The sequence below is a fragment of the Xenorhabdus sp. XBWT genome, assembly GCF_059072735.1.
Genome location: NZ_CM180990.1, coordinates 1,465,091 through 1,486,175, shown reverse-complemented (window position 1 = coordinate 1,486,175; position 21,085 = coordinate 1,465,091). Strand labels below are relative to the sequence as shown.

Annotated in this window: 21 protein-coding genes; 12 read left to right on the top strand and 9 right to left on the bottom strand. The window is 41.9% G+C overall.

Going from position 1 to position 21,085, the window contains the following annotated elements; translation table 11 throughout:
* Positions 1-97 precede the first annotated feature (97 nt).
* The 5 genes from AC5JQI_RS06685 (at position 98) to sanA (ending at position 5,206) form a co-directional block, all read left to right on the top strand.
* Entirely contained in the window at positions 98-538 is a 441-nt protein-coding gene (locus AC5JQI_RS06685; RefSeq protein ID WP_493914137.1) for a CidA/LrgA family protein, read from the top strand.
* Positions 532-1,227, top strand: a complete 696-nt coding sequence (locus AC5JQI_RS06680) for a CidB/LrgB family autolysis modulator (protein ID WP_493914136.1) — start codon at positions 532-534, stop codon at positions 1,225-1,227. Before AC5JQI_RS06685 ends, AC5JQI_RS06680 begins: the two co-directional genes overlap by 7 nt.
* A 203-nt stretch (positions 1,228-1,430) precedes the next feature.
* Positions 1,431-2,315 carry a cytidine deaminase gene (gene cdd, locus AC5JQI_RS06675; protein ID WP_237385318.1) on the top strand — a complete coding sequence of 295 codons (885 nt, stop codon included), beginning with the start codon at positions 1,431-1,433 and terminating at the stop codon, positions 2,313-2,315.
* Between the two features lie 229 nt (positions 2,316-2,544).
* Entirely contained in the window at positions 2,545-4,242 is a 1,698-nt protein-coding gene (locus tag AC5JQI_RS06670; RefSeq protein ID WP_493914135.1) for an NAD-dependent malic enzyme, read from the top strand.
* A 241-nt stretch (positions 4,243-4,483) separates the two neighbouring features.
* Complete coding sequence (sanA, locus tag AC5JQI_RS06665) at positions 4,484-5,206, top strand: outer membrane permeability protein SanA (protein WP_493914134.1); 723 nt, start codon at positions 4,484-4,486, stop codon at positions 5,204-5,206.
* 64 nt (positions 5,207-5,270) lie between these two features.
* Here the strand turns inward: sanA and yeiB are convergent, their stop codons facing one another.
* The 3 genes from yeiB to AC5JQI_RS06650 form a co-directional block, all read right to left on the bottom strand.
* A complete protein-coding gene (gene yeiB, locus AC5JQI_RS06660) occupies positions 5,271-6,419 on the bottom strand; it encodes a DUF418 domain-containing protein YeiB (protein ID WP_493914133.1) in 1,149 nt (382 codons plus the stop codon).
* A 15-nt stretch (positions 6,420-6,434) separates the two neighbouring features.
* Positions 6,435-7,103 carry a GTP cyclohydrolase I FolE gene (gene folE / locus AC5JQI_RS06655; RefSeq protein WP_237385322.1) on the bottom strand — a complete coding sequence of 223 codons (669 nt, stop codon included), beginning with the start codon at positions 7,101-7,103 and terminating at the stop codon, positions 6,435-6,437.
* Positions 7,104-7,251: 148 nt separating this feature from the next.
* Positions 7,252-8,436 (bottom strand): YbfB/YjiJ family MFS transporter, encoded by a 1,185-nt coding sequence (locus AC5JQI_RS06650; protein WP_493914132.1) that lies wholly within the window; start codon positions 8,434-8,436, stop codon positions 7,252-7,254.
* Between the two features lie 205 nt (positions 8,437-8,641).
* Between AC5JQI_RS06650 and moeA the strand changes: the two genes are divergently transcribed.
* Together moeA and moeB are read left to right on the top strand one after the other, a co-directional pair.
* Positions 8,642-9,883: a molybdopterin molybdotransferase MoeA gene (moeA, locus tag AC5JQI_RS06645; RefSeq protein WP_493914131.1), complete on the top strand. Its 1,242-nt coding sequence runs from the start codon at positions 8,642-8,644 to the stop codon at positions 9,881-9,883.
* Positions 9,884-9,891: 8 nt separating this feature from the next.
* Positions 9,892-10,647 (top strand): molybdopterin-synthase adenylyltransferase MoeB, encoded by a 756-nt coding sequence (gene moeB / locus AC5JQI_RS06640; protein WP_493914130.1) that lies wholly within the window; start codon positions 9,892-9,894, stop codon positions 10,645-10,647.
* A gap of 42 nt (positions 10,648-10,689) precedes the next feature.
* Here moeB and AC5JQI_RS06635 read toward each other — a convergent pair whose 3' ends face one another.
* From AC5JQI_RS06635 to AC5JQI_RS06625, 3 genes are all read right to left on the bottom strand, one after another.
* Positions 10,690-12,285, bottom strand: a complete 1,596-nt coding sequence (locus AC5JQI_RS06635; protein WP_493914129.1) for an ABC-F family ATPase — start codon at positions 12,283-12,285, stop codon at positions 10,690-10,692.
* Between the two features lie 430 nt (positions 12,286-12,715).
* Positions 12,716-13,180 (bottom strand): GNAT family N-acetyltransferase, encoded by a 465-nt coding sequence (locus AC5JQI_RS06630; protein ID WP_493914128.1) that lies wholly within the window; start codon positions 13,178-13,180, stop codon positions 12,716-12,718.
* A 22-nt stretch (positions 13,181-13,202) separates the two neighbouring features.
* Complete coding sequence (locus AC5JQI_RS06625) at positions 13,203-13,802, bottom strand: LOG family protein (protein ID WP_493914127.1); 600 nt, start codon at positions 13,800-13,802, stop codon at positions 13,203-13,205.
* Between the two features lie 159 nt (positions 13,803-13,961).
* Here AC5JQI_RS06625 and rhtA point away from each other — a divergent pair, with 159 nt between their 5' ends.
* The 3 genes from rhtA to AC5JQI_RS06610 all read left to right on the top strand — a co-directional run bounded on the left by rhtA (position 13,962) and on the right by AC5JQI_RS06610 (position 15,962).
* Positions 13,962-14,858: a threonine/homoserine exporter RhtA gene (gene rhtA, locus AC5JQI_RS06620; protein WP_493914126.1), complete on the top strand. Its 897-nt coding sequence runs from the start codon at positions 13,962-13,964 to the stop codon at positions 14,856-14,858.
* A gap of 183 nt (positions 14,859-15,041) precedes the next feature.
* Positions 15,042-15,548, top strand: a complete 507-nt coding sequence (gene dps, locus AC5JQI_RS06615) for a DNA starvation/stationary phase protection protein Dps (protein ID WP_493914125.1) — start codon at positions 15,042-15,044, stop codon at positions 15,546-15,548.
* 192 nt (positions 15,549-15,740) lie between these two features.
* Positions 15,741-15,962, top strand: coding sequence for an alkylphosphonate utilization protein (locus AC5JQI_RS06610; RefSeq protein ID WP_237385330.1), 222 nt, complete (start codon positions 15,741-15,743; stop codon positions 15,960-15,962).
* 54 nt (positions 15,963-16,016) lie between these two features.
* Here AC5JQI_RS06610 and dinG read toward each other — a convergent pair whose 3' ends face one another.
* A complete protein-coding gene (gene dinG / locus AC5JQI_RS06605; RefSeq protein ID WP_493914124.1) occupies positions 16,017-18,164 on the bottom strand; it encodes an ATP-dependent DNA helicase DinG in 2,148 nt (715 codons plus the stop codon).
* A gap of 238 nt (positions 18,165-18,402) precedes the next feature.
* On the opposite strand from dinG, the gene AC5JQI_RS06600 reads away from it, so the two are divergent.
* Together AC5JQI_RS06600 and sseA are read left to right on the top strand one after the other, a co-directional pair.
* On the top strand, positions 18,403-18,558 hold the full coding sequence (locus AC5JQI_RS06600) for a hypothetical protein (RefSeq protein ID WP_177216207.1): 156 nt from the start codon (positions 18,403-18,405) through the stop codon (positions 18,556-18,558).
* Between the two features lie 102 nt (positions 18,559-18,660).
* The gene (gene sseA, locus AC5JQI_RS06595; protein WP_493914123.1) at positions 18,661-19,500 is read left to right on the top strand and encodes a 3-mercaptopyruvate sulfurtransferase; all 840 of its coding nucleotides are present in this window, start codon (positions 18,661-18,663) and stop codon (positions 19,498-19,500) included.
* A gap of 124 nt (positions 19,501-19,624) precedes the next feature.
* On the opposite strand, the gene AC5JQI_RS06590 is transcribed toward sseA, so the two are convergent.
* Positions 19,625-19,876, bottom strand: a complete 252-nt coding sequence (locus AC5JQI_RS06590) for a GlsB/YeaQ/YmgE family stress response membrane protein (protein WP_493914122.1) — start codon at positions 19,874-19,876, stop codon at positions 19,625-19,627.
* 459 nt (positions 19,877-20,335) lie between these two features.
* On the bottom strand, positions 20,336-21,073 hold the full coding sequence (locus AC5JQI_RS06585; RefSeq protein WP_493914121.1) for a hypothetical protein: 738 nt from the start codon (positions 21,071-21,073) through the stop codon (positions 20,336-20,338).
* Positions 21,074-21,085 lie beyond the last annotated feature (12 nt).

Genomic DNA, 21,085 nt, shown 5'->3' with positions numbered 1-21,085 from the left:
AGCGGGCTAAAAAAAGCCCGCTTTTTTATGTGATGTATGGCACATTTAGAAAGTTAATCGTATGATGAACTCTCCCTATATTGAGGAATTATCGATTATGTCTTTCCAAAACATGCTGATGATGGGCTGGCAATATCTGCGCGCATTCGCACTGCTCTATTTGTGCTTGATTGCGGGGAATATCATTTCAGCATTCCTTCCTTTCTCTCTTCCCGGTAGTATTATTGGTTTACTTATCCTTTTCGGTTTACTGGCATTCCAAATTATTCCCCCACATTGGGTGAAGCCAAGTTGTAGTCTGTTGATGAAGAACATGACATTACTCTTTTTGCCTATTGGGGTGGGGATCATGAATTATTACCCACAACTCAGCCAACAAATGCTCCCAATCGTTCTTTCATGTGTCGTCAGTACAGTGATTGTCATGATTGCCGTTGCTTACAGTTCCCACTATATCCATCGCGAACGCATCATTATTGGTTCCAAACAAGAAGCAACTACTACATCACAACAACTTGAAGAGAAAGAAAAATGTTGAGCTATATCTGGTGGTCACTGCCATTAACACTACTTGTATTTTATCTAGCCAAAAGACTGTCTATACGATTAAAACTTCCTGTATTTAATCCCTTATTGATATCAATAACCATTATCATTCCTTTGCTCCTGATGACACATACATCATATGAGCACTATTTTGCAGGCAGCCGGATATTAAACGATTTGCTGCAACCAGCCGTAGTCGCTCTTGCTTTTCCTCTTTATGAACAGCTGCACCAAATCCGTACTCAGTGGAAATCAATCATTACCATTTGTTTTATCGGCTGTATTGTCGCAATGGTAACCGGTACAGCTATAGCATTATGGGCAGGTGCAACACCTGAAATCGCAGCCTCAATTCTGCCTAAATCTGTGACAACCCCTATTGCTATGGCGGTAGCCAATTCCATCGGTGGGATTCCTGCCATCAGCGCTGCTTGTGTGATCATGGTGGGTATTTTAGGTTCTATCTTCGGTCATAACCTATTTAATCTTCTTAAAATAAAAACGAAGGTTTCCCGAGGATTGGCTATGGGTACAGCAGCTCATGCAGTAGGAACCGCCCGCTGTGCTGAGGTAGATCATACTGAAGGTGCATACAGTTCACTGGCCCTGATGACCTGCGGCATTATTACTTCACTGATTGCACCTTTTTTATTCCCGATACTGCTTCACTTGTTTAGTTGATTATTCTACAAATGATTTTCATCTAAATAGTTACCAAACCGTAATAAAAAAGTGAAAGAATTAATAAAAATCATAATAATTTGATTTGTATTGCTAAAATAATAGCTTTATTACACAAATTTCATTGATTTTATGGCTGTTATCACATTACAAACCTAAACAGACATCCTAGAATGGCCTTCAATTAATTTGGAGATCATTCTATGCAAGCTCGTTTTAACGCTATTTGGTCAGAAATTACCCCTAAACTGCAACAAGCTTTGTTGCCTTATATCGGAAGTGACGATTTTCCAGCCATGCTGACAACGGAGCAGGTTGAGTCCATCAAGCGGAACAGTGGCTTTGATGATCACGCTTTGGCATTTGCCTTATTGCCATTAGCTGCTGCCTGCTCTATTGCTCCTATTTCTCATTTTTATGTCGGTGCAGTTGCACGGGGAGAAAGTGGTAATCTCTATTTTGGCGCCAATATGGAATTTCCGGGAGTGCCATTGCAGCAAACCGTTCATGCAGAGCAATCAGCAATAACCCACGCTTGGCTTCATGGCGAAAAAAAACTGGCTTCCATCACTATCAACTATTCACCTTGTGGTCACTGCCGACAATTTATGAATGAATTGAACAGTGGAACACAATTAGAAATTCACTTACCTGATCGCCCACCATTAACTTTGGCCGATTACCTGCCTGAAGCCTTTGGTCCGCGTGATTTAGCTGATACCCCACTGCTGTTGGATACAGTTAACCATGACCATCAGTTGGCTACCCATGACAATTTAGTGCAAGCCGCATTAGATGCTGCGAACCGCAGCCACGCGCCTTACAGCCAATCCCATGCAGGTATAGCATTACAAGATAACCAAGGGAAAATTTATACTGGCCGTTATGCGGAAAATGCTGCATTCAATCCGAGTTTGCCACCATTACAGGCTGCTTTGATATTTATGAATATGTCGGGTGGTGATTGTCAGTCCATCGAACGGGCTATGCTGGTTGAAGGTGAAAACAGTCAGTTATCACAATGGAACGCCACAAAGTCCACATTAACTGCTTTGGGTTGTACTAAAGTGGAACGGCATACCTTTTGAAATGAAATAAGAGTAAGTTAACAAAATGGCGATTTATCCCCTCCATTACTTCCAAGAGGGGCAAATTGAAAGAATTAAATAACATTTAATTAGCCAATTCTGTATGTTATCTCTCATTTTTGCTCATGATAATCATATTTAAGTAACATTTGCTGTACTTATTTTTTTTATCTTCTTAGGATCTATAGCTGATTTTGTTATTGATTGATTAGTCCAAAGAGTAAGCATCATGGAACTGGAACACGAAAGTAAACGTCCTCTTTATATTCCCTACGCTGGCCCGATTTTATTGGAATTCCCTCTACTGAACAAAGGCAGTGCTTTCACGGAAGAAGAACGCAGCAATTTCAACTTGCATGGCTTATTGCCACAAACCGTTGAAACAATAGAAGAGCAGGCCGAACGCGCCTACCGTCAATATCGCGATTTCAAGAATGACTCCGATAAACACATTTATTTAAGGAATATTCAGGACACCAACGAAACGCTGTTCTATCGGCTCCTTGACGCCCATCTCAGCGAAATGATGCCTATTATCTACACACCAACCGTGGGTGCAGCGTGTGAACACTTTTCTGATATATATCGTCGCGCACGTGGTCTGTTTATTTCCTATCCAAACAGAGCCTACATTGATGATATGCTGCAAAATGCCACCAAGCAAAATGTTAAAGTTATCGTTGTCACCGATGGAGAGCGTATTCTTGGTTTGGGTGATCAGGGTATCGGGGGCATGGGTATTCCTATCGGTAAGCTGTCGTTGTATACCTCCTGTGGTGGGATCAGCCCAGCGTACACCCTGCCAGTTGTGCTGGATGTAGGTACTAATAACCCGCAACGCCTGAATGACCCGCTGTACATGGGCTGGCGCCATCCGCGCATTACCGGCAAAGAATATGATGAATTCGTAGATGAGTTCATTCAGGCTGTGAAACGCCGCTGGCCTAATGTGCTGCTGCAATTTGAAGATTTTGCCCAGAACAATGCCATGCCGCTGCTGACCCGTTATCGTGATGAGCTTTGTTGCTTCAACGATGATATCCAAGGCACCGCAGCCGTTGCCCTTGGTAGCTTGATTGCCGCCAGTCGTGCTGCCGGCCGTCAGTTGAAAGATCAAACTGTGACATTCCTCGGTGCAGGTTCCGCTGGCTGTGGTATTGCAGAACAAATAGTTGCTCAGATGAAATCCGAAGGATTGAGTGATGAACAGGCCCGAGCCCGTGTATTCATGGTTGATCGTTTTGGTCTGCTGACTGATAAACAGCCAAACCTGCTGGATTTCCAGAGTGTATTGGTACAGAAAAATTCAGCCTTGCAATCATGGGATGTCAGCAATGATTCCCTCTCATTGATGGATGTGGTTCGCAACGCGAAACCTACAGTCTTGATTGGTGTTTCCGGTCAATCCGGTTTATTCACCGAAGATATCATCCGTGAGATGCATAAACATTGCGAACGTCCAATCGTGATGCCGCTGTCTAACCCGACATCGCGTGTGGAAGCCCGTCCTGAAGACATTATTAACTGGACTGACGGCAAGGCACTGGTCGCGACTGGCAGCCCATTTGCCCCCGTACAATATCACGGTCAGGAATACCCAATCGTGCAATGTAACAACTCCTATATTTTCCCGGGAATCGGCTTGGGTGTTATTGCTTCAGGAGCCAAACGTGTTACGGATGATATGCTGATGGCATCCAGCCGCGCATTGGCGGATTGTTCACCGCTGGCACAAACAGGTTCAGGTCCATTGCTGCCACCGATTGATGATATTCAAGAAGTTTCCCGCAAAATAGCCAAAGAAGTAGCGAAAAAAGCCCAAATTCAAGGTGTGGCGATTGTTACATCAGAAAATGCCTTGGATGAAGCGATTGAACGCAATTTCTGGAAACCAGAATATCGCATTTATAAACGCACTTCATTCTGATAATACCCTTAAAAAGCCTGCCGCCATTCTGACAGGCTTTTTTACAAAACTATCCATAATTATTACCATAAACTCATCGTAAATGCTTCCAGACAGACAATTCATGATTTTTTCTGCTATTCAAATGAAATTACGCTTATTCCACCCAAAAACCTATCTCACCGAAAACTTGCTTCGGTATTTCAAGTAAAGTAGCCTTTAATCTATTGACCCATAAGTACATATAAGGCAAACGAAAATCATGTGGAAGCGCTTGATTACTAGTCTGATTTTTATCATTGCTGTCCTCATGCTGACAGCAATTATGCTTGATCGTTGGATTAGCTGGAAAACTGCTCCTTACATTTTTGATGATCTCAGGCAACTTCCTGAGCGGGATGTCGGTATGGTGCTCGGCACATCCAAATATTATAAAAGAGGTACATATAACCAATACTATTTCTACCGTATTCAAGGCGCGGTTAACGCTTACAATAGTGGAAAAATTAAATATCTGCTATTAAGCGGGGATAATGCACAGCATAATTATAATGAACCGATTACGATGCGGAAAGATTTGCTCAAAGCAGGAATCCCAGCCAGTAACATTGTGATGGATTTTGCTGGTTTCAGAACTCTGGATTCAATTGTCAGAACTCGCAAGGTATTTGATACCGATGATTTTACGATTATCACCCAGCGATTCCATTGTGAACGGGCTCTGTTTATCGCCATGCATTTTGGTATAGAGGCACAGTGTTATGCTGTACCGTCCCCTAAAAATATGATGACTATTCGTCTCAGAGAAGTATTAGCACGCCTCGGTGCCTTGACAGACCTGTATATTTTAAAACGTGAACCGCGTTTTTTAGGCCCGTTAATGCCAATTCCGGCACCACATGCCGTACCAGCAGGAATTCAAGGTTATCCTGCCGTATCACCAGATGAATTACAAAAACTAGAAAAAAAATCTCGCGAGGAATAATAAATGTAGAGCCAGTTAAATAGGCTCTACATTTAAACTTCATCACACAATGTTTACTTGAAATTTACGCTAGTTTCGCCGTCAGACAACGCCAAAGCTGCTCCAACGGCCCTTGTGAGTAACGTTTTAACCACCAGCAAGCAAACCAGATGTTCAATGCCCAGATAAATGGCACAAACGCCATTAGTTCCAAACGAGTAAACTGACCAAATAATTCAAAGCGATAAAAAAGCGTGGTACAGACCAGAGTTTGCAGCAAGTAGCTACTTAATGCCATTTTTCCCACTTGCCGTAACCAAAAAGTGACTCTCCAACGTGAAATGGCAGGCCAAAATCCATAAATCAACGCGATATAAGCAAAAGCTAACAACGGTGTTGCCAATTCAGTGATGGTGTAGCGGATAGTCCACGACGCAAAATAACTATAAGGATATAAATACTGGATTGATAAAGCCGCACATTGAATAGTCATCCCAACAGGGATTAGACATAATGCCAGATGACGATAATGTTTGTGGCTAAACTCACCTTTCAACCAGCCATTACGCAATAACATTGCACCCCAAAGCATGACCCCGATTATTTGCCAGCCATATTGCACAATGACCACTATCATTGCGCCACTTATTTGGCGGATCCGGTACTCCATGGCCAAGAGTCCGCCATGAGTTTTCCAGAAAGTTTCATGAAAAATATCTTCCAGTGTTGGCATCCAGAATGAATTATTCTCTCCCACAGGAAACAGCCCCAGAAGATAAAACATCATTACGCCGAACAAGTAAAAAGTCGCTCCGGTACTGAATAACTTTTGACGAGTATTGATAAAGTGCCATGTCAGCAAGCCAACAATGCCATATGACAACAAGATATCGCCATCCCATAGCAAAATGCCGTGCAGTAAGCCAATCGCCGCTAAAATTAGTAATCTGGAAATATTCCAGTTACGTTCCCGTTGCCGAAGCAGTTCAAGTGAGGCTCCAAATAATAACGTCAAGATGAACAGAAACTTTCCCTGAGTAAAAATACTCAAAGTAGACCATGTAACCACATCAGAGAATGAGACAGAATCTTTATAAAACAGATTCATATAAGCGGCATATGGCAAAGCAAAGCTGGTAATATTCAACAACAATATCCCCAAAATGGCAAAACCACGCATACTATCAATGACCTCAATTCTCTGATTTATGACTCCCTTGCAACTATGCTCCATGATAATAAAAATTCATCATGACAAATGCAGATGACGTACTGCGCGCAGGAATTCCTGCCGAGTATTCTGGCTTGACTTAAATAACCCCCCCAGAGACGTCGTTGTCGTGGTACTGGTCGCATCACGGATACCACGTGCTTTCACACAGTAATGGACAGCATCTATAGAAATGGCAACATTGCAGGTACCAAGCAACGTTTGCAACGCAATCAGGATTTGCTGTGTCAAACGTTCCTGCACTTGCGGGCGTTGAGCAAAAAACTGAACAATGCGGTTAATTTTCGACAATCCAATCACTTTATCCTTAGGGATATACGCAACTGTTGCTTTGCCATCAATGGTCACAAAATGGTGTTCACAAGTGCTGGTCAATGTAATATCACGGACTGTTACCATCTCATCCACTTTCATTTTGTTTTCTATCAACGTAATTTTCGGGAAGTTATGATAGTCGAGTCCTGAAAATATCTCATCCACATACATTTTTGCGATACGGCCCGGTGTATCCGCCAAACTGTCATCACTCAAATCGAGATTTAACAGTTTCATAATTTCTGCCATATGTTCCTCAATGCGTACCTTACGCACCTCCGGCTCCAGAGTTTGTTCACGCAGAGGAGTTTCAAGACCACGGGCGACCAGTGCCGAATGCACCAGCGCGGCTTCTGTACTTAGGGATGACATCAGTTTCTCCAAGAGTAATACCTTCCGTCACTTGACGGGTAATCGAAACGCTTATTTTAATCAGATATCAGTGAGATGTAACACTACTCGGTATTCGCTCACATCGTATCTGCGTATAACTATACCTGTACGTAACCAATGCGCCAACTCAGGATAGGTCACGACGAATATTGCTGCGATAAAATACCAGTAACCCGGCAACGACCAAACCAATAAATGCGATGTAAAGAGCAGGTTCCAGTTTACCAATCAGCCAGGTGGAAATGGCTGACAACATCGGCCCAACCAATTGCCCCAACGCATAGCCTGTGGTCAGCAACCCCGCCATGTAACGTGCATGATCTGGAGCCAATTCACGCCCATACTGCAAAGCCAGTTGCACAACACACATAAATCCGCCACCTACCAACAATGAACCCATCATCAGCCCAGCGATGCCCGGTAATATTTCCGTCGTCAAAATACCTAATGCCTGAAGCCATAATACAGCCGCCAAGCGAACTTGGGCAGTTGATACATTGCGCATCAAAATACCCAGAATAATGCCAATGACAGAAGCGCCACCAAATATTGGCCAGACAAATTGGGCAAACAAACTATCAGGGAAACGTTCTGCTGCTATTTGGGAAAGGAATGTTGCAGGCAGGATATAACCAAATCCAGCCAAACTGTAACTCCATACTAATCGCTTGATTTCAGGTGTCAGCGTGAGTTTTTGGATGGCGGTCTGCGGTCGATGCAACTCTCCACGGCGAGGCAAGTGACGGCTAACATAAATACTGAGCAACAGAGCAAAAATACCGTATAACATCCATGCAGTAGCCGCGCTCATTTGGCAAGATTGAATTCCCATCGCCAGAACACCACTGATAAAGATCCCTATCCCCGGCCCCGAGAAAACGGCAGCACTTAATCCGGGACGATTCAGCTTCCCCAACGCCTCATTCGCCCACGCTGCTACCAGTACCAACGTCCAGCCACTTGCCCAACCAATAAAAAAACGGGCAATACTGTGCAATACGGGTCCATCCAATAATGCGGAAAGCAGTGTGATAATCACTGCTCCCCATAACCCACTCCATAAACGGTATTCCACAAAACGCTGCGCCCGCATCGCATCATAGGAGCCAGCCAAATAACCAAGGTAATTGAATGCCGCAACAATTCCTGCTCCCGTTAATGTAAGTTGGGATTCGGCAATCATCAGCGGAACTTGTGGAGTAAAAGTGAAACGGCCTATTCCCATTGCAACAACCAGAGCGAGAAAACCGCTTAATGCAATCTGAAAAGATTGATAATGACGTTCATGAGGTGTGATGATTTGATTTCTCATAGTAATTAAATAGCAATAAAATCAGTTGCTTTTATTGGAAATGATGCAGTTATAGCAAATCATGAATATAATATACATCTTTTATTAACAGACATTTCCCGTCATTCCCCATCAAGGTAATCTTTGCCATAATGCTGGCAATACAAGAATAAACGCTTGTCCGCCATCGGTGATATTCACAATTGCGGCATATAGGGAGTTCCTCATGGATCACTGTCATACCTCAGGCTTAATTTCACTTGAACAGGCACTCGAAAAATTACTGGCACAAACCGTCCCCCTGACTTCCACAGAAACCATTAATCTGACCGAATCTACTGGCCGCATTATCGCCACCGATATCATTTCCCCCATCAACGTTCCCCCATTTGATAACTCAGCAATGGATGGTTACGCCATTCGTCTTGCGGATTTTAATGAAAACCAAACTTTGCCAGTGGCAGGTAAAGCGCTGGCTGGTGTACCGTTTCAGGGAGAATGGCCGACTGGTAGCTGCATTCGCATTATGACTGGTGCCCCTATGCCCTCTGGCGCTGATGCCGTAGTGATGCAGGAACAGGCTGAGGTCACTGAAACGGGTATTCGGTTCACTCATCCGGTAAAACAGGGGCAAAATATTCGTACCATTGGGGAAGATATCACTCAAAATGCAGTCGTATTTTCCAAAGGCATCAGACTCTCCACTGCGCAATTACCGCTGATTGCTTCACTGGGTATCGCAAAAGTGGAAGTGATCCGTAAGCTGAAAGTTGCCATTTTCTCTACCGGTGATGAATTACAAACCATCGGAGAACCATTGCAGACAGGCCAGATTTACGATACCAACCGATTTGCCATTCGCCTGATGTTGGAAAAACTAGACTGTGAAGTTATTGATCTAGGTGTGATCCGCGATAATCCTGATACATTGCGCCAAGCCTTTATCGAAGCGGCTAAACAAGCAGATCTAGTGATCAGCAGCGGCGGAGTTTCCGTGGGTGAAGCGGATTACACCAAACAAATTTTAGATGAAGTCGGAAAAGTCAGCTTCTGGAAACTTGCCATAAAACCCGGTAAGCCTTTCGCATTTGGCAAGCTGAAAAATACGTGGTTCTGTGGTTTGCCGGGCAACCCTGTCTCTGCTGTACTAACGTTTTACCAGCTGGTACAACCGCTGATTGCCCGTTTATCCGGCTTTACCACATGGCAATCACCGATGCGCCTCACAGCCAAAACAATAATGTCACTGAAAAAATCCCCCGGGAGATTGGATTTCCAACGCGGTATTGCTGCCATTAATGAAAATGGCGAATTAGAAGTACAAACTACAGGACATCAAGGTTCCCATATCTTTAGTTCATATAGCCTTGGCAACTGTTTTATCGTCTTGGAACGGGAACGTGGGCACGTTGCTGCCGGCGAAACAGTACACATTGAATTTTTCAACCATCTGCTAAAAAATCAATAAGATAAAAAATGACTATTGAACTGACCGATGAAGAAACCTTACGTTATAACCGACAAATTGTCTTACGTGGTTTCGATTTCGACGGGCAGGAGAGATTGAAATCTGCCAAGGTGCTGATAGTTGGTGCGGGAGGCCTCGGTTGCGCGGCTTCCCAATATCTTACTGCGGCTGGTGTAGGAACAGTCACTCTGTTGGATTTTGATACGGTTTCCCTGTCCAATCTGCAAAGGCAAATTCTCCATCGCGATGAACGTATTGGTATGCCCAAAGTGCATTCCGCGGCATTGACCCTGCGGGAGATCAATCCACATATCACCATCAATCCCATTGAAGGATTATTGGATGATCCGGCGTTAGATGGGTTAATCAGTCAACACGAAATTGTACTTGATTGCACCGATAACATTGCTATTCGTGAGCAACTCAATCGCCTGTGTCACGGGCGCAAAATATCGTTGGTTTCGGGCGCAGCGATTCGAATGGAAGGCCAACTTTCTATTTTTACATACCAAGCCGAAGAACCTTGCTATCGTTGCCTGAGTCGGTTATTCGGTGAAAATAACCTGACATGCGTTGAAGCAGGCGTAATGGCGCCATTAGTCGGAACCATTGGTTGTTTGCAGGCAATGGAAGCCATTAAATTATTGACTCAATACGGGAAAGTAAGTTGTGGCAAAGTATTACTATTCGATGCTATGACAACGCAGTTTCGTGAAATAACATTGCCTAAAGATCCTCAGTGTGAAGTTTGTCAGAAACTATAGATAGCCCCGTTAATCTTACGGGGCTATTACCATCAGGCAAAGTTACTGAGCAATACCCTGACTGCTCAGATATTCATCATAAGTACCTTTAAAATCAACAACCTTATCAGATTTAATTTCCAGGATACGGCTGGCCAATGAACCGACGAATGCACGGTCATGGGAAACGAAAATCAGGGTTCCTTCGTAAAGTTCCAGCGCAAGGTTCAACGATTCGATGGATTCCATATCCAAGTGGTTAGTGGGTTCATCCATCACCAGAATGTTAGGCCTGTGCATCATCAGCTTACCAAACAACATCCGGCCTTGTTCACCACCTGAAAGTACGCCAACTTTCTTCTTGATATCATCCTGACCAAACAGCAAGCGCCCCAGAATACCGCGCACGGCCTGTTCATCATCACCTTCACGCTTCCATTGGCTCATCCATTCGAAAACCGTCATGTTGCAATCAAAATCACTGGCATGATCCTGTGCGTAATAGCCAATCGTGCTGTTTTCAGACCATTTAATCGTACCGCTATTCGGTTGTTCGTCGCCAATCAGTGTTTTCAGGAATGTCGTTTTACCGATACCGTTTTCACCAATGACTGCCATCTTTTCGCCGACTTCCATCAGCAGATTCAGGTTCTTGAACAGTGGCCCGTTATCATACCCTTTGGTTACACCTTCCAATTCCAGCGCATTGCGGAACAATTTCTTATCCTGATCAAAACGAATATACGGGTTTTGACGGCTGGAAGCTTTCACTTCTTCCAGTTGGATTTTGTCAATCTGACGGGCACGGGAAGTAGCCTGTTTGGATTTAGAAGCATTGGCACTGAAACGGCTGACGAATGACTGCAATTCAGCAATCTGCGCTTTTTTCTTCGCATTGTCTGCCATCAGGCGCTCACGAGCCTGTGTGGCGGCTGTCATGTACTCATCATAATTACCCGGGAACAGGCGCAGTGCGCCATAATCCAAATCCGCCATATGAGTACATACGGTATTCAGGAAATGGCGGTCATGGGAAATAATGATCATGGTGCTATTACGGTCATTGAGCACTTGTTCCAACCAACGGATAGTATCAATATCCAGGTTGTTGGTTGGCTCATCGAGCAGCAGAACGTCAGGGTTAGAAAACAGCGCCTGTGCCAACAATACACGCAATTTCCAACCCGGAGCCACAGCGCTCATCAAACCATAGTGTTGTTCTACAGGAATACCCACACCCAGCAGCAATTCACCGGCACGAGCTTCGGCGCTGTAACCATCCATTTCACCATAAGCGACTTCCAGATCGGCAACACGATAGCCATCTTCTTCGCTCATTTCTGCCATAGCATAAATGCGGTCACGTTCCTGCTTGACTTTCCACAGTTCCGTGTGCCCCATAATGACCGTATCCAGAACGGTATACTCTTCGAAAGCAAACTGATCTTGACGCAACTTACCCAAGCGCTCATTAGGATCAAGGCTGACATTACCGGAACTCGGTGTTAAATCGCCGCCCAGAATTTTCATGAAAGTCGATTTACCTGCCCCATTCGCACCGATTAAACCATAACGATTGCCGTTGCCGAATTTGACAGAAATATTTTCAAACAGTGGCTTACTGCCAAACTGCATGGTGATGTTGTTTGTACTTAACACAACTTTTGCTCTTAAAATAAAAGGGAGTTAAAAAACGATAGCCGCATATTATGCCATAACAAGAAAAAAGTATCGCCAGAATGCGTTCATCCCTCTTCAAGATAAAAATGAGATATCAGTTAATTATTTGAATAGTAAATACATTTTAAGAATAAAAATCCTGAGTTATAAAACAGAAAAAGATACAGTATTATTATATACCCAATGGATTTCAATATGCATCGCGACGGCAAGAGAGCGACAAATTCGTCGGGAACGAATTTGCCCAGCCAAAGGCTGGCATCTGGTGAGATAATTTTATCTACTTTATTGTTGGCATACAGGTAACTAAACAAGTCTTTAAATCAATATATCCATAATACCCACAATAAGAAAAAATATTAACCATCAAAATATATCATTCTGATGGTTTTAATAACCGATTTATCATTTACAAAGCAATCGCCATCATTTTACTGATTTCTTGATATCCTTCCCTTTCATAAAAGCGGATTGCGTCAACATTTTGAGATAATACGCTCAGCTCCAGATGCGAATAATAATTTTCTTGCGCCCACCTTTTCATTTCAGCCAATAATTTCTGGCCAATACCTAAACTTCTGACATCCGGGCTGACGATCAAATCAATAACATAACCGTAGGTTCTGGGGATAAGGCAGTTAAAGGGAAGCGTTTTTTTCTCTTGTGCAATGGAGAATCCTTTAATTTCTGTATTTTCATTTTCTGCAACGAGTAAATGAAACTTATCATCACTCACACAGGAAATAATAAAATCTCTATCTTGTTCAGACGATTTCATCCTATCTGGCTGCAATACAGCCATTTCTTTGAATAACATACTATAAAGCGATAAAATAGCCTCAACATCTTGCATAGACCCATTTCTTATTATCATGTCACCCTCCTGAATTTAAAATTTACTTACTGTACGTTTTTACCGAAGGAACCTGGTAATCATTAAAACGATCAAGCAATAAAACGGGATCTTGTTCAATAATAGCCATATGACGATATTTTTCCTGTAAGAATTGCTCATCAGCCATTTTATCAATCATTGAAATTAAAGGGTCATAAAAATGATTAATATTGAGGATACCGCAAGGCTTATTATTCAGTCCAATCATACTCCAAGTAAAAACTTCACTAAACTCTTCCAAAGTGCCAAAACCGCCGGGTAAAGCCACAAAACCTTCTGCCAGCTCAATCATTTTACTTTTACGCTGATGCATCGTTTCCACAATATGGAGTTCAGAAAGATTTTTATGGGAAATTTCCCGTTCTTCCAGCAAAGTCGGTATCACGCCAATAACTTTGCCACCTTCCTTCAAAACAGTATCTGCGACCGTACCCATGATCCCCACACTAGCACCGCCATAAACTAAAGTAATTCCACGTTTAACCAGCTCTTTCGAAAAAGATACCGCAATTTCCCTATAAATTTCTGATATACCAAGGTTTGAACCGCAATAAACCGCAATACTCTTTACAAGTTTATTTCTTTCAGAAGGATTTTTCACCGTAATCGCTCCTATGGATAAATTCCATTATTGTTTTTTTAATTTCTGATCATACGATAACTTAATGCTTATTCAATTGATAATAGAGTTGAGTTATCTCTCTTTCACTGCGAAGATGATTCTTCTTAAATAATACGTTGTAACTGAGGTTTTCTGTAAATGTCTCTTTCCGAACATCGGGCAGCATCTTTTCCACTGCTTCCTGTGATTTTATTGTTACTGTCAATGACATCTATTCAGGCTGGGGCTTCACTGGCTAAAACAGTATTTCATGTCATTGGTGCTCCTGGAGTAACAGCGCTGAGACTTGCATTAGGAACGATTATTCTATTTCTGATTTTCAAACCGTGGCGTCTGAAATTTCAGCGAAATTCGCTGATCCCCCTTTTTGCCTATGGCATCTCACTCGGGGCGATGAATTACCTGTTTTATATGGCACTTTCCCGTATTCCCCTTGGTATTGCTGTCGCACTTGAATTTACAGGGCCTTTGGCTGTGGCAATGTTCTCCTCCAGACGCCCATTGGATTTTCTCTGGATAGCTTTGGTCATCGCTGGGCTAGGATTTTTATTGCCTATCGGAGATAGTGCCAGCGCACTTGATCCCATTGGTATTTTATATGCACTCGGGGCTGGTGTTTTCTGGGCACTTTATATTATCTTCGGGCAACGTGCTGGAGCAGGCTATGGCGCGGCAACAGCTTCCATTGGCTCGCTAATCGCTGCCTTAATTTTCTTCCCAGTCGGATTAATACAGACTGGCCCCGAAATACTGTTTGATGTTTCACTACTACCTATCGCATTTGGGATAGCGATTTTATCAACAGCCTTTCCTTACACATTGGAAATGATTGCCCTTACCCGTTTACCTGCCAAAACGTTTGGGACATTAATGAGCCTTGAACCTGCATTGGGTGCATTATCGGGCATTATCTTCCTTAATGAGAATTTAACCATGACCCAGTGGATTGCGCTTTTCTGCATTATATGTGCTTCTATAGGTTCAACCTTTAGCGTTAAGCGAAAAACTAAAATCGAAAAAATTGAAATTGAATAGTTAATTTTCCACAATACATTGATTAATATTACCTAATCCGGAGAAGTTAAACATTCTCCGGTTTTTTGTTTTTATTGGCTATCAATGCAATAGCAACAAGCGATGTGACTTTTGATAAATTGTCTACTAAATTTATTCCATCTAATGAGATAACTCATTACTTGGAATTAAGAGGACATTATTATGAGTACTGCAAAATTAATCAGAACCCAGCCTTCTACTCTGATTTATACACGCAATAATATTGACAACGGAATTAAAAAGAGATCAATTACTGCCCTGAATCATATGTTGGCCCAATTTATCGATCTGTCAATGCTGACTAAACAAGCCCACTGGAACATACGAGGCCGAAATTTCATTTCTATTCACGAAATGCTGGATACTTTTCGCAGCGCTCTCGTGGAGCACCTTGATACATTCGCCGAACGTGCAGCTCAACTCGGTGGTACAGCTTTGGGAACCGTTCAGGAAGTAAGTAAACACTCAACGCTGAAAAGCTACCCAACAGATATCCATGATGTGCAGGATCACCTGAAAGCACTGGCAGATAGCTACGCCATCGTTGCCAATGATATCCGTCAGGCAATTATTGATGCTGAAGATGAAGATACTGCGGATATGTTTACTGCTGCATCCCGTGATCTCGATAAATTTTTATGGTTTATCGAAGCAAATATTGAGCAATAAAATAAAAACATTATTTTTCAAAATATTAAGGTCACATTTGTGACCTTTTTTGCATTGCGGCATATCATCAAATACAGAAAAAAATTAAAAAATGGAAGTTATGATCTAACAAACAAGACTAACCTTTAAAAAAATCATTTTTCTCTCTATAATCCCTGTTTGATTTAAAAATAAACATAAGGATTCTATACGATGGATATCGAAGTCAAAGATTCTAACGGCGCTCTGTTGAATGACGGTGATTCAGTTCAGGTAATCAAAGACCTGAAAGTCAAAGGGACTTCTAAGACATTGAAACGTGGCACACTGATCAAAAACATCCGACTGACTAATCGCGAAGATGAAATTGAGTGTAATGCAGATAAAATCAAAGGCTTAGTACTGAAAACCTGTTTCCTGAAAAAAGTAGGATAAATAACAGTTACACATCCGTTTTTGATTAAAGGATAAATAATATTAACTTTTATACTATTTATCCTTTTTCTTATCCTTTTTCATTACTTCCAATTCCTTTAACGATGGTATCTCAGGTCGTTCAATTGGAAACACAGGTAAAGAACCCAATAAACGTGGCCCATACCGTTTGGTCAATAATCGATTGTCATAAATCACCACATCACCATAGCATTCATGACTGCGGATCAATCTTCCTACCTGTTGAATCAGGCTAAAAGAAGCACTTGGCAAACTTTGTACTTCGAACGGATAGCGTTTCAAAGATTTCAGCCATTCGCTTTCGGTGATAATGACAGGGTTGGTCACAGGCGGAAATGCAATTTTATGGATATGTACTTGTGAAAGATAATCACCTTTTAAATCCAACCCTTCGGCGAATGACTGCAATCCAATCAAAACGCTGGCTTGTCCTTCATCAATACGTCTGCAATGAGTTTCTACCAATCGATAACGAGGTTGATCGCCCTGTACCAATAACATCAAACGCAAGTCGGGCACGAAAGTCAGAAATCCTTCCATTGCACGCTGGCTACTAAATAGTATCAACATTCCCCGATGTTTCCCTTCTATCACCTGAGAACGGAAAAAACGCGCCATTTCCTCAAGGTGTAGCATTTCATTCTGGATTGTCGGTTCCTGCGTCATTTGCGGGATTAGCAAACGTCCCTGCCGTACATGTTCGAAAGGCGATGACAAAGCTACAAAACGATCATCATGGTTTTCACTTAAACCAGTCAGTTCCTGAATACGAGAGAAGCTATTTAATGAACGCAATGTCGCGGATGTCACCACAACATGAGGAATATTACGCCATAATAGATGGATTAATTGTTCACTGACCCGAATTCCGGCACAGTGAAAATAAAGGTGCGACTGATTTTTTTCATAGCGACGCGTCAACCATTTGGATATCGGCGCATGGGAAGATTCTTCCTGCGAAGCCAAACGCCACAACTTTGCCATATTCTCAAAATAGCCCAATGTTCGGCTGGTTTGTAAAATCGTGCGATGCAATCGGACAAGATCCTGCTTCGCCGTCTGATCCGTTAAATCATTTAAAATTGCTTCTGCTAAGCTACGTAATCCATCAGTGAGCTTAAATAATTGCTGGCAACATAGCAGTAAACTATCCGGTAATTTTCCCAGTTCGAATAAGTATTCTTCTGCTTCGCCCCGCTCAGGCAATAAAGCTTGTGTAATGGCTGCCAATTCTTTAAAGCATTCGCTAATTCTTTCACAATGAGTTTTCAACCGAGGAATATTTGCCAATGCAGGTGGTTTTACCGGACGAAATTGAACCAGATATTGTTCCACATGACGGACAAACGTATCTAACTGCCCATTTAGCTGGAATAACGTAATTTCTCCTTCAACTTCCAGCGAATCTCTGGCTACATCCGGTATATGGTGTCCTTCATCTAATACCAGCAGCAGATTTTTTGCCTCCGGTAAAACAGATTCACTTTCCAGTGCAGCCATCACCAAAGAGTGGTTGGCAACAACGACATCCGCATCTTCAATTTCCCGACGAGCGAGAAAAAATGGGCAGCGATGATAAAACTGGCAATTCCGGGCCAGACAGTTCATCTTATCTGTACTGATTTTTGCCCACAGTGAATCCGACAATGCCAGTTGATGGTGATCACGCAAACCGTCCCATGCAAATGTCGTGTATTCACTGCGCAACCGACGACACAATTCCCGTTCTTCACTGTTAGCGATATCAATCCGGTCTTCCACCAGAAACATTAGATCAATTTGTTCGCCTTCTGCGGTACAAATTGCCTCCAGATTACGTGGACAGACATAACGTGAGCGACCAAAAGCACCAGTGAATTTCAGGTCAGGGATGATCTTGTGCAATAAGGGCAGGTCTTTGCTATAGATTTGATCTTGCAACGCAACATTCGCCGTACTGACTACCAACGGTTTCTGCTCTGCTCTACTGACAGCAATGCCCGGGATCAAATAGGACAAAGTTTTTCCTACTCCTGTAGGTGCTTCTATTACTAAATGCCGTCCTTCTTCATCCGCCAGCGTTTTTGCAACCTCTGCAATCATCTGACGTTGCGGAGCACGCGGAATGAAACCATCAATATGGGTGGATAATGCCTTATACCATTGGCTAATCTGATTTTTTATTGAACTGGAAAGTGCCATGAGTTTTGCTGCTTAAAAATTGGAGGGCTATTCTCCCATAGAGTTGATATCAAATCAGCTTTATATGCTCATTACTGAGAAACAGTTTCCAGCTTCTTTATTATCAATACAGGAAAATCGGTTATTGCTTGTCTGGATTGTATAAGCCGATATACTTTTGACTTTCTATCTTTTGGCTTTTTATGGCTGATAACACTTTTTATCAAAAATCTTTATTAAAACCTTACTGGATACAAAGATGAAAAAAATCCTGCTCATTATCATCATATTATTTTCTATCGGCTCTATTGGCGGTGTCTTTCTGGCAGGATTGAATATGTACACACGCTCAACCACCCCAACAGAAGAGCCGCAACAGAGCCAGCAGGAAAATATCCCGACAGGGCAACAATAAATACATCTGGTTTTAGCACAACACTAGATATTACAACACATCTATTGTTAACAACGTATCGCCTTGCACCATCCGGTATTATGACATCAGGTGAGTAATCTCATGAAAAACGAATATTTTGTCAGTCCACAATGGTTAAACGAGCATCTCCATGATGAGAATGTCGTTATCATTGATGCTAGTGCCCCAATGCCCACCCAATCCATTGATTATCATCAGCTCTGGTTGGAGGAACACATTCCGGGTGCTCAGTTTTTTGACCTTGATAAAGTTGCCAATCTACAAACCAACCTGCCACACATGCTGCCGGAACCAGAAATTTTCCGTCAAACGGTCAACAAAATGGGTATCAGTGAAAATCATCTGGTGGTGATTTACGATCAAGGAAATATGTTCTCCGCCCCACGAGCATGGTGGACATTCAAAGTCTTTGGTGCCCATCATATCCGTATTCTTGAGGGGGGATTACAAGGCTGGCAGCAGTCTGGTTATCCAACCGAATCGGGAAAAGTTGCCCGTTCACCCGAAGTTTTCAATGTACAGTTTACTCCTGAAAAAGTCTGTTCTCAGACGCAGATCCTTGCTGCACTCCATAACAATGTGCCAGTACAGTTTATTGATGCCAGAGCAGAAGAACGCTTTCAAGCAAAAGCACCTGAACCCCGTCCAGGCTTGAGAATGGGGCATCTCCCCGGCGCTAAAAATGTTCCGTGGACAGCCTTGATGGATAATGGACTTTATAAGTCAGTAGAAGAAATTACGGCGATATTCCGAAAACAAGGCGTTAATTTAGACCAGCCGATTATTACCAGTTGTGGCTCAGGCATGACAGCCGCCGTTTTAGTATTGGGTCTTGATATGATTGGTCACAAAGAAGTGAAATTATATGATGGCTCTTGGGCTGAATGGGGAGCGGATGACTCATTTCCGTTAGAAAAATAAATATCAGGAAAATAAATAATAGCAAAGGGCATTTAAATAACATGCCCTTTTTTGTTATTAATCATATGCATGATGAAACTCATAAACCACTTTACAAAACCGTTTTGTAAGAAAATTTTAAAAATTACTGATTGGAAATTTTATGGTATACAAATAAGATAATTATCGCTCCCACAACAGCAATGATAAAACTTCCGAAATTAAAACCATCAACTTTTCCTATTCCAAAGAATGTGCTGATATACCCGCCAACAACAGCACCGACAATACCTAAAATCACTGTCATAATGATACCGCTGCTATTATTTCCCGGCATAATCCACTTAGCAAGGATCCCGGCAATCAAGCCAAAGATAATCCATGATAAGATACCCATATACAACCTCCAGAATTAATTAGATTATTTGATTACGAATTTAATTAAGTTTCTACGCCTTAATTTAAGACTTTGGCATAAAGAATTGCAAATCGCAAAAGGAAATACCCTCACGAGTAATTAGATATATTTATATCAATAGTTAAATTTAAGAAAAAAACTCATAAATTAAAGAATAGTATTAATATCAAAAATTAATCATTCTTACTGATTGATAAAGTATTCTATATATACCTGTCGTATTTCAAGTTGCAACTTTTACTCACACCAGTCACATCGTTATCTATGCTCCAGGGGATTAATGAAAGGCTCCTGCCTCTCACCAGAGGCCAGCCTTTGGCTGGGTAAATCGTTCCCGACGAATTCGACATTCCCTTTCCGTCGTGCTGCGTATTGAAATTCAATAGGTATATATGTACAATTCAAAGCCGACTAATGAAAATATTTAAAGAAACTGTGTTAGCAATTATTAGAAAATCGGAATTCTCTTTTATGGGGATAAAATATCCATTGTTGTCGCTCAAATGGGCGTAATTGCATATTCTCCTGATCTATATTAATAAATCCGAATCTGCTATATACTCTTTTTTGCAAATAATCATTAGCAACTCTAACTTTTAAGTTTCCTAATGAGCCAAGTTGATAAGATTTATTCACTGCTTTTTCCACTAACAAATATGCACAGTTTTGAATGCCTAAATGAGTAATGAGGTACAATACTTCTGGCTCATGGTATATTTTATCACTGACATGCCTAAGCATAATAACCCCAATAGGATGACCATTCATATAACATACGAAATGGAAATAACTTTTTGTATCAAACATCCATTCTAAATGCCTTTCCATATTATCTAAGTTTTCTTTTGTTGACGAGCATCTTTCATGCCATGCTCCAATATGTTCCCTCTCTTTTTTCTCTTGTTCTGTTTCAGCAATTCTTTTTTCTGGAACATCAAAAAACCATCCGTCATTGTTCAGAGAAGATAATATTTGATTACTTGCACTCTCCATTTCTTGTTTGTTAACTTCTTTGATTATGGGCATATAACGATTAAATAAAGCTGGATTATTGTAAAAAAACTCTGTGCACAATTGTTCATCTGAGGAAATGTTCCCGTTTGATTGAGTTCGTCTTAACTGACTGGATGATGTTTCTAATGTATTTCCATTATAAGAATAAGTTCTTTTTAACATTATATTCTCCTT

Excerpts from the sequence above, each read along its gene's own strand:
- AC5JQI_RS06685 (WP_493914137.1), top strand. The coding sequence starts at position 98 with ATGTCTTTCCAAAACATGCTGATGATGGGCTGGCAATATCTGCGCGCA.
- AC5JQI_RS06680 (WP_493914136.1), top strand. The coding sequence starts at position 532 with ATGTTGAGCTATATCTGGTGGTCACTGCCATTAACACTACTTGTATTT.
- cdd (WP_237385318.1), top strand. The coding sequence starts at position 1,431 with ATGCAAGCTCGTTTTAACGCTATTTGGTCAGAAATTACCCCTAAACTG.
- AC5JQI_RS06670 (WP_493914135.1), top strand. The coding sequence starts at position 2,545 with ATGGAACTGGAACACGAAAGTAAACGTCCTCTTTATATTCCCTACGCT.
- sanA (WP_493914134.1), top strand. The coding sequence starts at position 4,484 with ATGTGGAAGCGCTTGATTACTAGTCTGATTTTTATCATTGCTGTCCTC.
- yeiB (WP_493914133.1), bottom strand. The coding sequence starts at position 6,419 with ATGGAGCATAGTTGCAAGGGAGTCATAAATCAGAGAATTGAGGTCATT.
- folE (WP_237385322.1), bottom strand. The coding sequence starts at position 7,103 with ATGTCATCCCTAAGTACAGAAGCCGCGCTGGTGCATTCGGCACTGGTC.
- AC5JQI_RS06650 (WP_493914132.1), bottom strand. The coding sequence starts at position 8,436 with ATGAGAAATCAAATCATCACACCTCATGAACGTCATTATCAATCTTTT.
- moeA (WP_493914131.1), top strand. The coding sequence starts at position 8,642 with ATGGATCACTGTCATACCTCAGGCTTAATTTCACTTGAACAGGCACTC.
- moeB (WP_493914130.1), top strand. The coding sequence starts at position 9,892 with ATGACTATTGAACTGACCGATGAAGAAACCTTACGTTATAACCGACAA.
- AC5JQI_RS06630 (WP_493914128.1), bottom strand. The coding sequence starts at position 13,180 with ATGATAATAAGAAATGGGTCTATGCAAGATGTTGAGGCTATTTTATCG.
- rhtA (WP_493914126.1), top strand. The coding sequence starts at position 13,962 with ATGTCTCTTTCCGAACATCGGGCAGCATCTTTTCCACTGCTTCCTGTG.
- dps (WP_493914125.1), top strand. The coding sequence starts at position 15,042 with ATGAGTACTGCAAAATTAATCAGAACCCAGCCTTCTACTCTGATTTAT.
- AC5JQI_RS06610 (WP_237385330.1), top strand. The coding sequence starts at position 15,741 with ATGGATATCGAAGTCAAAGATTCTAACGGCGCTCTGTTGAATGACGGT.
- dinG (WP_493914124.1), bottom strand. The coding sequence starts at position 18,164 with ATGGCACTTTCCAGTTCAATAAAAAATCAGATTAGCCAATGGTATAAG.
- AC5JQI_RS06600 (WP_177216207.1), top strand. The coding sequence starts at position 18,403 with ATGAAAAAAATCCTGCTCATTATCATCATATTATTTTCTATCGGCTCT.
- sseA (WP_493914123.1), top strand. The coding sequence starts at position 18,661 with ATGAAAAACGAATATTTTGTCAGTCCACAATGGTTAAACGAGCATCTC.
- AC5JQI_RS06590 (WP_493914122.1), bottom strand. The coding sequence starts at position 19,876 with ATGGGTATCTTATCATGGATTATCTTTGGCTTGATTGCCGGGATCCTT.
- AC5JQI_RS06585 (WP_493914121.1), bottom strand. The coding sequence starts at position 21,073 with ATGTTAAAAAGAACTTATTCTTATAATGGAAATACATTAGAAACATCA.